Origin of the sequence: Prevotella sp. ne3005 (assembly GCF_900110085.1) — a bacterium.
Taxonomy (GTDB): Bacteria; Bacteroidota; Bacteroidia; order Bacteroidales; family Bacteroidaceae; genus Prevotella.
This window is the reverse complement of sequence record NZ_FOCK01000005.1, coordinates 277,370-291,019: the sequence shown is the minus strand read 5'-3', so window position 1 is coordinate 291,019 and position 13,650 is coordinate 277,370. Positions and strand designations below refer to the sequence as shown.

The window sequence follows — 13,650 nt, the reverse complement described above, 5'->3', positions numbered from 1 at the left end:
ATTTTAAAGTGATAAAATAAAGTCATCCCAGTCTTTCGACGAACCTTTGCGCCCGAATACTTTAGAGTAAAGCCTGCTTCGCGTGGAGGCCACACTCTCCTTAGAATGAGCTGTAAGCAAAGCGATATCTTTCGGTTGAATGCGCACCTTAATGAGCAAGCTGACATGATAATCCTGATCAGACATACGATAGAGATTATAGAGCTTTTCGGTAAAGTCGGTATAGATGCTATTAACCAGCTCGCCTAAAGCCGTCCATTCCTGATGGCCCAAACTGCGTCCTTCTCTCAGGCAATCCTGCAGCTGTCGATAGACCTCCGACGAAAAGATAACGGTCTCAGCCTGTCGGCGCTTCTCGTTCTCAATCATCGCCACCTTATTATTATAATCGAGTGTGGCTTTCTTCTCTTCAAGTTCCAAGCGCAGCAACGAATTCTCATCACCCAACTTCTGCAACAGGACCTCCAACTCGCGTATTTTAGCTTCATTACGTTCGATATTCTGTAGGCTTTGTGCTTGTTGCAACTCTTGCAACGCACGTACCTTATCAAGACGGTCCTGGAGTGCAACCACCTTGCGGCGACTGTTTTGTACAGTAACGACAAAGAGTACTGCATAAAGCACAATTCCTATTAGTATTTCGTAAATCATAGCGCAAAGATAGGAAGTTTTTTTTATTCCACCAAAAAAAAGCATTCGCAATAGTTTGCAAATGCTTTTTTACTTCGCAAAAGTTCGCAATGTTACCTTATCACCTTCTTTTTATTAATGATATAAATGCCCTTAGGCAAGTTTTTCAAGTCGGCAGCTTTACCCAATCGGACACCATTCATATTATAAACATCAGCATCGGAAGCATCGGCTTTCAACATGCCTATGCCAGTACTCTCGGTCATCTGGTAAAACTGGTTATATGCCACTAGATCGTCTTCCATATTCATATAAACGGTCGACGATCCGTTTTGATAGCCAACAATCAAGGCATAGTATAAACCATTGGTCAGATTCTCATAACTAAATGAGAATTCCTTGGTTTCACCGATTCCTATAGTAGCTTTCTTATTTGAAGTATCAATGAACCTGAATTTACCAACACTCTTATCCAGTTCTGCGAGCTTGAAAGTGATATTATCATCGTATGCCACAGAGCCATGATTTGATAGTTTGACAACCCCTTTGAAAGTATTGCCATCAACTTTGTTGGTTCCATCTGACTGAGGTGTTGCTCCATCTACAACAAGTTCTAAAGACAAATAAGTGCCAGTTATTTCTTCAGAGAAGGAATATAGCGGGTTCTTGGCATTACTAGAACTGGCGCTAAGGACAAAGTTAAAAGTACCAGCGCGCTGAGGTGTATATTCAAGTACAAGATCGCCTGTCTCTCCTGGATCGAGATTTGTACCACCGCCACTTAAGCACTGGTATTTATCTGTTCCTTCCGCCAAGCTGGCATTGCCCCAAAGGAATAACGGGGAGTTGCTCGGCACATGATTATTTGTCACATTGATTGTAATTGTTAATGGCTCACCAACCTTCTTCGATCCGCTTACATTGACAGAATTGACTGTGAGGTCATTAATATTATCAAATTCTTCAAGATTACCATAGGTGGTGGTCGTCATCGTATTGCCGTTGATGGTAAGTTCAACATATCTGCATGCAGACTCGATTGCCCAAGCCCACTCTGTTTTACCAGTCTCACGGCTTAGTATACGTATCTGGTAAGTACCATCCGACAGGTCTTTTCCGAAAGAAACGCTATTGCTATGAAATCCTCCTCCAAATCCGAAACCCATCGCATCTCCTAAGGAACCCTGGTCAAGGATCTTAATTAGATCACGATCCTTATAGAGAGCAACGGCAACATCATAACGACGCGCTTCTTTAGGATAGCATAGATTAAAAAAAGAGAAATTGATGACCACGTTGGGAAAATCTACCGAAGTGGATGTTCGGGTATACGTGCCTTTATCACCATCAATATAACAACAATCCGTAATGAAGCGACAGGTTTTTGCCATCGGTGTGGTGGCTGGCTGGATTCCAACAATGGCATTCTGCTCATAAGAATAACCACTTGAGCCTGCATGGCCACCTGCATACTGATATGTAGGATTAAGCACGGAGATTAGGAAATAGTCATCACTATGGCCACTCCACCCCCAGTTTACATGGAAATAACCTGTGCTGCCCTTCACTTCATAACCGTCGATAATAAACGCATGGCCTCCTTCACCCGTCGGAGACATCGATTGTGCGCCCATAAGGACTGGACGTTTAGATGAGAGCTCATTATACAATAATTCATCCCACGTTTGGGCAGTATAGCTGTTACGCTCTACATACTCTGTGGTCTCGGAATAACCAAAATCGTAACGCAAAGCTTCGCAGGCATCAAGAAAACGTGCGGAGGATTCTGACTGGCCATAACTCATAAAAACTTTCTCTCCAACATCCGCCATCAGCCTAGCAACAGCATCAACAGCTTCACCCGTATCCGAAGACTTGTATCCAGTCTTCATCTTGCCCCATTCATAGGTGTTAGGGTATTGATGATAATACATGATCTGGGCCGTTGCAGTTGCCACACAGCCTGTAGGATATCCATTCGGACACAATTTATTATAAGGTGTCTCCTGATCCCATGTTGTCTTAATCAGAGGTGAAATATCCGCATGAGTAGGAACGGTTGCACGGGTCTTCGCCGTAGCTGTTGCTGCATAATGATAAGCCTCCAGCATCTCCTTCATGGCAATTGGAGCCGTTCGTGCATCGTAAGGAGAACCATAACCATAAGCCAAAATTGCAGGCAGCTTATCGTCTGCGCTTATCACAACATAACCATCTTCTGCATTAAACACAAAAATACCCGCATCCTCGCCATCAGCTACACCTGTTACGGCACGAGTCAACTCTTGGGCTTCTCCACGGGTCATTGCCTTCCACTGTTGGTGGAAAAAAACTTGAGCCGCTTTCTTTGCAGCTTGCTCACTTACAGGAACTGCGAACGTAATCAGTACGTTGACAGCCCATACCAATGTCGTTAGTAATAATCTCTTCATATCCGTTTGGTTTTGTTCTTTTGGGGCCAAAGGTACGAAAAAACTCTGATACATCCAAATATTTTTTTGTTTTTTGCGTTATTATAGAGAATGGCAAGATGGAATAGCAGAATTGCATTAATAATACTGTGCATGATAGTAAGCATCACAGCAAGGGCCGACGGTTTTACCCTTAAAGGCAAAGTCGTCGATGAGGATGAACGTGCGTTGGAACTGGTCACAGTGTCGTGTTTGGCACAAGGTAAGGTAACGATGACCAACCTGAAAGGTGAGTTCTCAATCAACTTACAATCGGCAGATTCTGTAGAAGTACGTTTCACAATGGTGGGTTATGGAGCCCGAAAGCGTGTATTTCGCCGTCCGAAAGGAAAAATCAACATACAGATTGTTATGCGTCCTGCAGCAGAATTGCAAGAAATCACTATTACGGAGCGTAGAAGACAAACTTCACAGACAGAGCAGCTTGACACGAAGGACATGAGGCAAAATCCGTCAACGACTGGTAATGCTGTTGAAGAGTTGATTCAGCAGCAGTCAGGTGTGTCAACCCATAATGAGCTATCTTCACAATACAACGTCAGAGGTGGATCTTTTGATGAGAATTCAGTATATATTAATGACATAGAGGTCTACCGGCCTTTACTTATCAGCAGCGGACAACAGGAGGGACTTTCTATTATCAACCCAGACATGGTTGAGAAGGTTGGATTCTCAACCGGTGGTTTTGAAGCGAAATATGGCGACAAGATGTCATCGGCACTCGATATCACTTACCGACGTATTAAAGGCTTCGAGGCATCAGCGACAGCATCGCTCTTAGGGGCAAGTGGATTCTTGGGTTATGGAAATAGTCGGTTCTCTATGTCACATGGTTTGAGATATAAGACCAATCGTTATTTACTCGGATCATTAGAAACAACTGGAGAGTACAAGCCTAATTTTGTTGATTATCAGACTTATATAAGTTATAATCCTAATAACAGATGGACTGTCGACTTTATTGGTAGCATCTCCGAGAATCATTATGAATTTACACCAGAAGACCGAGAGACTAGTTTTGGTACGTTAGCCGATGCCAAATCGTTTAAGGTCTATTTCGATGGTCATGAAAAGGATGTATTCCGCACGTTTTTCGGTACACTTGGTATCACCCGGAACTTTGGCAACAAGACCAATATTAAATTGCAGACGTCAGCATTCCATACAAGAGAGAGTGAGCGTTATGACATCATGGGGCAATATTGGCTCGATGATAGTCAGTCTAGCGAAAATCTTGGCGTGGGGACTTATATGGAACATGCTCGTGATTATCTGACTGCCGATGTCATGAGCCTGAAGCTAACAGGTAATCATCGTACATTACATCACAACTTCGAGGCAGGGGTAACTATTAAATGGGAACACATCAAAGAACAATCTAGTGAGTATGAGATGCGTGATTCCAGCGGCTATTCTATTCCCCACTCTGCTGATCGCCTAGATATGATTTATACGCTCAGAGCCCAAAATGACATCAGGAGTCAGCGCATTGAAGCATATCTGCAGGATACCTACCGTTTCTCTTCGGGCGATACTTATTATACTTTAAACTATGGTGTCAGACTGGCCAACTGGTCATTTAATAAAGAAACCATTGTTTCGCCAAGAGCCTCATTGGCAATTGTACCTGCCTTTAATCAGGATATAACCTTCCGTCTGGCTACGGGAATCTACTATCAGGCACCATTTTATAAAGAGATGCGTGATACTGTCACACGGAATGGTTTGACAACGGCTCTTTTGAACGAAAAGATTAAAAGTCAGCGCTCAATACAAGTCATTGGCGCCATTGACTACAGATTTAAAATGCTCAACCGGCCTTTCAAATTCTCTGCCGAAGGATATTACAAAGCACTCTCGAATCTGATTCCCTATAATGTTCAAAACCTGAAAATTACTTACGTTGGCGAGAATCTTACTAGTGGTTATGCTACGGGGCTTGATTTGAAACTTTATGGTGAATTCGTTCCTGGCACCGATTCTTGGCTTACTTTCTCGCTAATGAGCACAAGACAGAAATTTGGCGACACATGGGTTTCCTTACCAACAGATCAGAGATGGGCTGTCAATTTCCATTTTACCGATTATTTCCCAGGTACCGAGCGCTGGAAAATGACTCTGAAGTTGGCTTATGCTGATGGGCTGCCCTTTGGAGCTCCCCATCAAGGATTGGAAGAACAGACCTTCCGTGCACCAGCGTATAAACGTGCCGACATCGGTATGAGTTATCGAATTGTAAAAGATGGTAAAAGTCTCAAAAACCTTTGGTTTGGTGTAGATTGCCTAAACCTTTTCGGCATCTCAAACGTGAGCAGTTATTATTGGGTTACCGATGTTACCAACCGCCAGTGGGCAGTACCCAACTACCTCACTGGTCGCCAAATTAACATCAGTATGACCGCTGATTTTTAGGACAGACTGTTAAAAATATATAATTTCACACGTTTTGTCGTGCATTTATTACCGTTATATATGGAAATATCGTATCTTTGTCCCATAATTTAGTTATTTAAGTCAATTTTACCGTTATGAAGAAAAGATATCTATTAACAATTACTGTTTTAGCCCTCATTGGATGTGTTAATAAGCCTGACTTCAGTGAGTTTAATCCGAATCTTCCAAGTAAAGAGGAGATTCGAAAGAATAATGAGAGTATTTTTGGTACCATTGATCCGAATCAGGATTGGAATATGTTTAGTAGTGGTAGCATTACTATTTTAGCAGATGCACCTCTAGACAATATTGTTAAGATTCAGGTACTTACAGAGTCTCCCTTTTTTAATGATAATGCTATGGTTCTTAATGAGACTAAAGCTAATTATGGCGACGAAGTTACTCTGACTTTTGATGCTCCCTATGATTTGACCCGATTGATAGCCGCCTGCGTTGATGCTAATGGTCATTATTACATCAAGGGATTTGATATTGGAACGCAGAAAGTGAGCTTTACGAGTTCCACAGCATCAACTAGAGCGATGACCAGAGGTGCGTATGGCTTCCCCAATATCTCAAAATTGACTTCTGCCGACTCATATGTTTCTTATAATGCTGGCCGTACCCAAGCTGCAAATAGTGGGGTTACAGATTATTCCGCATGGAAAGGCAAAGGATGGGAAAGTGAGCGACTCTGGGGTAAGACAGATGGTATTTACAAAGCTGCAGAGCCCATCACTGCGGAAGAAGTCGCAGAACTAAAGGATATCTTCAGTGTCTCTCTCCAACGCGCAGCCAATGGATCGAGGGTAAAAGACAATATGAAATATATCAATAATTCTAAAGCCGTACAGTTCTTCGATAACCATTTGATCAGTGATGGTAAAAGTCCTATCATCATCACACCTGTCAATCTTATATCGACAGAAGCATACATGTGTGATTTGTATTACTATTATTATAAAGACGAAGACATTCCTTCAGGTATGTCAAAGACTGAATATATCAAGTTGCTTCCAAAGTTCAAGGCTGCTGATCTGAAAACAGAGAGAGAAGCTTTTAAAGCAAACACTAATATAGAACGGACAAAAAACGACCCCAATTTTTTAAAAATTCACGATTATCTGCTTCCATTTTATGGTGATCCCGCTGCCTATATGCCAAACAACATGTCAGTGAAAGAGCAAGGATATGAGACTGATGGGAAATTATATAGAATTAGTTATATAGCAGAGGATGGTAGAACATTATATATGACCCCAACCTCTGATACAAACAAAAATTTGGTAGAATTATATTCTGACAACGATGAAAATATCGCCAACCAATTATGGCAGGTGTTTAAAAACTCGGAAGGAAAATGCATGTTTTATAATGTTGGTACAAAGGTATTCCTGAAATACGTACCTAATAGCACTAGTGCCCCTCTTCTTACTCGGAGCGACACTGATTTTGACAATTTCTGGTTTATTCTCTGCGACAAGAACAATAATCCTACAACGGGCATGGAAGATGTTCATATCATCAAAGAATACAACAAAAAGAAATTTTGTATAAATGGAAACGCTCAAATCAATTTGGGCCAACGTACAGATGTGAAAGATCGAACAACCATTAGATGGACTTTCCACGAATACACTCCAACAAAATCAATTGCCAAAGTAGAGGATGTGATCCTTGATATTTGGCCTACAACGTTCCCTGATCCAAAAGAAGTATTTGACCAAGGGTACAATATTGGCATCATGCTGAGAAAGACTAATAACAATGATAACATAAGCAATTCGAAGAATGGTTGTTTGTACTCTTATGGTGAATTGAACAAAGAAATCAACTCGTTTGGAGACTTTAATAGAGCTGTAACTGAATACTCTATGCAGCTGAACAGTCCACGTATTGCACTTTGCCAAGCCAACAACAAGAGTTATCTCACCTTTGAGGACGGATGTGATACTAACTTTGGCGATATCATCATTGAGATCAAAAACGGTGTCGAAAAAATAGAAGAGGACGATGTGGAAGTGGAGTACATGTCTTACATGATGTGCTTCGAGGATAGTCCATTAGCCGATTACGATCTTAACGATGTAGTACTAAAATTCCAGAGAACAGATGATACACATGTTGAGGTAACATTGTTGGCGTGTGGTGCACATGACGAACTGTATTTGCAAGGGCTTCAAGGTCAAAAGATTAATAAAGAAGCTGAGGTTCACAGTTTATTTGGGGTAACCCCAGAGATGTATGTCAATACTGAATCTGGTGATTTAATCAGTCCTATTACTGAAACATTTACAATCGATAAAGAATTGCCCATTTGGCAGTTCATGAAAAATGTCTGGATTTCCGATAAAACCACAGGAATAGTAGTCAAACTCTCTGAGCAAGGTGAAAGCCCATGTGCAATTATCGTTCCGGGGAATATTGGCTATCCATTGGAGAAGGTCAGAATCACAACTGCTTATCCAGATTTTAAGTCATGGGTAAACAATGCAACTGAAAACAGAGACTGGTATAAGAATTATGAAGAAAAGAAAATCTTCAAAGGTCATAAATAAAAGATTACACTAAATATTTAAGAGATTGTTGTCGGATATGGCAACAATCTCTTTTTTTATATAAAAAAAGCAAAATTAAGCGGGGATATCATTTATCTTTTGTACCTTTGCACAACATTTTTATAAATATTCATTTCAAAACTATAAGTAATATGAAGATTTCACACATTGAGCATCTGGGCATTGCTGTTCAGAGCATTGAGGAAAGCCTGCCGTATTTCACTGACGTGCTGGGTTTGGAGTGTTATGCAACAGAGGTAGTAGAGGACCAGAAGGTGAAGACCGCCTTCCTGCGTTGCGGTGAGGTAAAGTTGGAACTGTTGGAGCCGACATCTCCTGAGAGCACTATCCAGAAGTGGCTCGACAAGGGCAACAAGGGTGTACACCATGTGGCATTCTGTGTAGAAGACGGTGTGGCTAAAGGTCTTGCCGAGGTGTCAGAGAAGGGCGTACGCCTTATTGATGAGAAGCCTCGTAAGGGTGCTGAGGGATTGAACATTGCCTTCCTGCATCCGAAGTCAACATGCGGTATCCTGACAGAGCTTTGCGAGCACCCGGAGTAAATTGAAAATTGATAATTGAAAATTGACAATTGATAATTAAATAAAGTAATGAGCAAGCAATTAGAAAAAATCAAGCAACTCATCGAGAAGCGTGAACAGGCCCGTCTCGGTGGAGGTGAGAAAGCAATTCAGAAGCAGCACGAACGCGGCAAATACACAGCTCGTGAGCGCATTGACATGCTGCTCGACGAAGGTTCGTTCGAGGAGTATGACATGTTCAAGGAGCACCGCTGCCACAACTTCGGCATGGAGAAGAAGCAGTTCCTTGGCGATGGTGTTGTAGCCGGTAGCGGTACGATCGACGGTCGTCTGGTATTCATCTTCGCACAGGACTTCACCGTTCATGCTGGTTCTCTTTCAGAGACCATGAGCCAGAAGATCTGCAAGGTGATGGATATGGCCATGAAGATGGGTGCGCCCTGTATCGGTATCAACGACTCAGGTGGTGCTCGTATCCAGGAAGGTATCAATGCTCTGGCAGGTTATGCCGAGATCTTCGAGCGTAACATCCTCGCATCAGGTGTGATCCCACAGATTTCTGGTATCTTCGGTCCTTGCGCAGGTGGTGCCGTTTACTCTCCTGCCCTCACCGACTTCACCCTGATGATGGAGAACACCTCATACATGTTCTTGACCGGTCCGAAGGTTGTAAAGACCGTTACTGGTGAGGATATCGATCAGGAGCATCTGGGTGGTGCCAGCGTTCACGCTACAAAGTCGGGTGTTACACACTTCACTGCAGCTACTGAGGAGGAAGGCATTCAGATGCTGAAGACCCTGCTGAGCTATATCCCATCCAACAACATGGAGACTGCTCCTTTCAAGCCCACTAACGACCCCATCAACCGTATGGAGGACAGCCTGAATGAGATTATCCCCGAGAACCCCAACGAGGCTTACGACATGTACAAGGTGATTGGTGCTGTAGTAGACGATGGTGAATTCTTCGAGGTGCAGCCTAAGTTCGCCAAGAACATTATCGTTGGTTTCGCACGTTTCAATGGTCAGAGTGTAGGTATCGTAGCCAACCAGCCCAACTGCTATGCTGGTGTGCTCGATGTTAACGCTTCTCGTAAGGGAGCTCGCTTCGTTCGTTTCTGCGACGCCTTCAATATTCCTATTGTATCGCTCGTTGACGTTCCTGGATTCCTGCCCGGTACTGGTCAGGAGTACAACGCCGTTATCCTGCACGGAGCCCAGCTGCTCTATGCTTACGGCGAGGCTACTGTACCCAAGATCACCGTTACCTTGCGTAAGTCATACGGTGGTTCTCACATCGTGATGGGTTCTAAGCAGCTCCATACCGACCTGAACTACGCATGGCCTTCAGCCGAGATCGCCGTTATGGGTGCTTCTGGTGCTGCTGCTGTGCTTTACGCTAAGGAGGCTAAGGCTAAGAAGGAAGCTGGTGAGGATGTTAAGGCCTTCATCGCTGAGAAGGAGGATGAGTACAATGAGCTCTTTGCCAATCCTTATCAGGCAGCCAAGTATGGCTACATCGATGATGTGATTGAGCCTCGTAACACTCGTTTCCGCATCTGCCGTGGTCTGGCCCAGCTCGCCACCAAGCGTGACGCCCTGCCCGCCAAGAAGCATGGTAATATTCCTATGTAATTGATTTGTATATGAAGAATAACGAAGTATATGCAGCCATTGCCATGGCGCTCCATGAGCACCTGGGCAATAACGTTCACGATGTAGAGCCGGGCATTATCACTATAAATGCCCATCCTACACAGTGGAACGGCTATGCACAGACATTCACACAACGTCCCTAAAAACTATCGGTAATGAAAGAATACAAGTATACTATCAACGGTAACAAATATGAGGTGGTTGTCGGCGATATCACTGATAACATTGCCACGCTGACCGTCAACGGAGAAGAGTACACGGTTGAAATGGAGAAGCAGGCTGAGCCTGAGAAGAAGAAGCCGGTAATCAAGGCTGCTACAGCTGCTGCCAGCGACGATGCTCCTACAGCCAACAAGGCTGCCGTTAACAAGGCTAATGCCGTTAAGGCTCCGCTGCCTGGTGTAATCACTGACATTCTGGTAGCTGAAGGCGATGAGGTGAAAGCCGGTGATACGGTGGTTGTGCTTGAAGCCATGAAGATGGCCAACAACCTGACAGCCGAGAAGGATGGTAAGGTGACTGCCGTCTGTGTGAAGATCGGTGAGAGTGTGATGGAAGATGATGCACTGGTCGTTATCGAGTAATCCACCTTATTAATAATAAGAAAGAGAGAATGAGCACAGTATCATTCTCTCTTTTTCAAAAACAAAGCTACTAAACACTAATCAGATGAACAAATATCTACTTTCAACCCTTATACTCGCTTGCATCTCTTTAGCAGCAAATGCCCAGCAATGGCCAGAAATCAAACAAGAAGCAAAAGCTGGTGCGCGATGGTGGTGGTTAGGTTCTGCCGTCGACAAGAAAAACCTTAGATGGACCATGCAAGAATATGCAAAGCATGGTATCGGCGCATTGGAGATTACCCCCATCTATGGTGTACAGGGTAATGATGCCAACAACATCCCTTATCTGTCCGACCGATGGATGGAGATGTTGCGCGAAGTACAGAAGAACGGGCAGGAATTTGGTATAGAAGTAGATATGGCAACAGGTACAGGGTGGCCTTTTGGCGGCCCGTGGGTACCACTGGAGGAAAGTGCCTGTAAGGCAGTATTTGTTGACACAACGTTCATTGGCAATGCTGTACATGACCTTAACTTGTCGGTCGCAGAGAAAGAGGCTCCCTACTGTAAGCTCAACAAAGTGATGGCGTATTGGCGCGGTGAGCCCTATGATATAACGGCATACGTACATGACAGTCAACTGACGTGGTCACCTGCAGAACAACTCAAGGCACAAATAAGTGCTACTACCAACAAGACAAATAAGAAGGCGCTGAAGCTCAAGTTAAAAGAGATGGAGTCGGCTCACTGGCAAATCGTCGCTGTATACTGCCGATATGGTGTGATGAAAGTAAAGCGTGCAGCCCCTGGGGGCATGGGACTTGTCATCGACCATTTCGACAAGAAGGCCGTCGGCAATTACCTGCAGCATATTGAAGATGCCTTTGAGCGCACCCAGACGCCCTACCCTCACACCTTCTTCAATGATTCATACGAGGTGGAAGCTGCCACATGGACGCCCACACTCTTTGAAGAGTTCGAGAAACGGAGAGGATACAAACTCGAGCATTATCTACGGCAATTGCTAAATGGCGACACGAAGATTCTGTCAGACTATCGTGAGACACTCGGTGATCTGCTTCTGGAGAACTTCACAAACCAATGGACGGCCTGGGCCCATAAGCATGGTGCCATCACCCGTAATCAGGCCCACGGCTCTCCTGCCAACCTCATCGACTGCTACGCAGCAGTAGATATTCCTGAGATAGAAGGCTTTGGCCTATCGGAATTCGGTATCAAAGGACTCCGTCAGGATCCAGGCAAGACCCGCAAGAACGACTCCGACTTCTCGATGCTGAAATATGCACCTTCAGCGGCTCATATATGTGGCAAGCCATACACCTCCAGTGAGACATTCACATGGCTGACGGAGCATTTCCGCACATCTCTGTCACAACTGAAGCCCGACATCGACCTCATGTTCTGTGCAGGCGTAAACCACATGTTCTTCCATGGCACCTGTTACTCGCCAAAGAATGATCCGTGGCCAGGCTGGAAGTTCTACGCCAGCATTGACATGTCACCCACCAACTCCATTTGGCGCGACGCCCCCTACTTCATGCAATATGTAGAGCGCTGTCAGAGTTTCCTGCAGATGGGACAGCCCGACAACGATTTCCTCGTCTATCTGCCCGTCCGCGATATGTGGCAGAAGAATCCACAGAAGTTGCTGATGCAGTTCTCTATCCATGCCATGGGCAAGCTGGCCCCGGAATTCATTCAGAGCATCCTCGAAATCGACCGTGCAGGCTTCGATTGCGACTATATCTCTGAGCGTCTGCTTATGGACGTAACCTATAAGGATGGTATGCTGGAGACAGCAGCAGGTACACGCTACAAAGGCCTCGTCATTCCCGGAAGTGGTAATATGCCCGAGAATGTCAAAGTTCACATTGAAGCCTTGAAAGCTCAAGGGGCACATATTATATATGGTACGCGAGCAGCCGACTTGATGGCAGCTGCCAAACCTGAGGCCATCAAGACTGCGTGCGGACTGAAAGCCATCCGACGGAAGAATGCTACAGGTTATCACTACTTCATGGCGAACCTCTCACCCAACGATGTTCACGACCGTCTTCCTCTGGCCATAGACTTCAAAGATGCCGCATGGTTTAATCCCCTAAATGGAGAGATCATTCCTGCCTGTATCTCTGGCGACAGCATTGCAATTAGTCTCCGAAGCGGTGAGTCCATGATTCTTCAAACGTATGACGAACCATTAAGCCATATAGAAAAGGCTTGTTGTCAGCAAACGACAGAGACTGCCAACAATTCTATACCTCTCAATGGTCCTTGGACGCTCTCTTTCACCGAAGAAGCCCCCAAGGTTTCCAAGACGTTTAATCTCTCAAGTCCACAGACTTGGGAAACGCTCGACGACGACAGTGTAAAGGTTACCATGGGTACCGGCATATACACCACCCACATTAAACTGACGAAGAAAGAACTTGCAGGACGCTGGCAGATTGACCTCGGTGATGTGAGAGAATCGGCACGCGTCTATATTAACGGTCAACTTATCGGTTGTGCATGGAGCGTTCCTTTCGTCTTAGATTGCAAGAATACCTTAAAGGCTGGCAACAATGAGATCCGTATCGAGGTTACCAACCTCCCAGCCAACCGCATTGCCGACTATGACCGCAGAGGTATTAAATGGCGCAAGATGGAGGAAATCAATGTGGTAGACATCAACTATAAGCGTACCACCTATGATTCATGGGAGCTTGTTCCCAGCGGTCTTAACTCCGAGGTACGTCTATTACATTATCAATGATATCTTCTCTAAAAGTAAAAC

Annotated in this window: 9 protein-coding genes; 7 read left to right on the top strand and 2 right to left on the bottom strand. The window is 44.5% G+C overall.

Features of this window, described 5'->3' with window-relative positions; genetic code table 11:
- Nucleotides 1-3 precede the first annotated feature (3 nt).
- Entirely contained in the window at nt 4-651 is a 648-nt protein-coding gene (locus BMY16_RS09335; protein ID WP_139207188.1) for a hypothetical protein, read from the bottom strand.
- A gap of 92 nt (nt 652-743) precedes the next feature.
- Nucleotides 744-3,062 (bottom strand): C10 family peptidase, encoded by a 2,319-nt coding sequence (locus BMY16_RS09330; protein WP_170836065.1) that lies wholly within the window; start codon nt 3,060-3,062, stop codon nt 744-746.
- Between the two features lie 90 nt (nt 3,063-3,152).
- Here BMY16_RS09330 and BMY16_RS09325 point away from each other — a divergent pair, with 90 nt between their 5' ends.
- From BMY16_RS09325 to BMY16_RS09300, 7 genes are all read left to right on the top strand, one after another.
- The gene (locus tag BMY16_RS09325) at nt 3,153-5,513 is read left to right on the top strand and encodes a TonB-dependent receptor (protein ID WP_091841894.1); all 2,361 of its coding nucleotides are present in this window, start codon (nt 3,153-3,155) and stop codon (nt 5,511-5,513) included.
- 116 nt (nt 5,514-5,629) lie between these two features.
- Nucleotides 5,630-8,092 (top strand): DUF4842 domain-containing protein, encoded by a 2,463-nt coding sequence (locus BMY16_RS09320; protein ID WP_091841892.1) that lies wholly within the window; start codon nt 5,630-5,632, stop codon nt 8,090-8,092.
- Nucleotides 8,093-8,244: 152 nt separating this feature from the next.
- A complete protein-coding gene (gene mce, locus BMY16_RS09315; RefSeq protein WP_013064811.1) occupies nt 8,245-8,655 on the top strand; it encodes a methylmalonyl-CoA epimerase in 411 nt (136 codons plus the stop codon).
- Nucleotides 8,656-8,703: 48 nt separating this feature from the next.
- Nucleotides 8,704-10,269, top strand: a complete 1,566-nt coding sequence (locus BMY16_RS09310; RefSeq protein WP_091841891.1) for an acyl-CoA carboxylase subunit beta — start codon at nt 8,704-8,706, stop codon at nt 10,267-10,269.
- 11 nt (nt 10,270-10,280) lie between these two features.
- Complete coding sequence (locus BMY16_RS15520) at nt 10,281-10,433, top strand: hypothetical protein (protein WP_170836064.1); 153 nt, start codon at nt 10,281-10,283, stop codon at nt 10,431-10,433.
- A gap of 12 nt (nt 10,434-10,445) precedes the next feature.
- Nucleotides 10,446-10,874, top strand: a complete 429-nt coding sequence (locus BMY16_RS09305; protein WP_091841889.1) for a biotin/lipoyl-containing protein — start codon at nt 10,446-10,448, stop codon at nt 10,872-10,874.
- 85 nt (nt 10,875-10,959) lie between these two features.
- Nucleotides 10,960-13,629 (top strand): glycosyl hydrolase, encoded by a 2,670-nt coding sequence (locus BMY16_RS09300; RefSeq protein ID WP_091841888.1) that lies wholly within the window; start codon nt 10,960-10,962, stop codon nt 13,627-13,629.
- Nucleotides 13,630-13,650 lie beyond the last annotated feature (21 nt).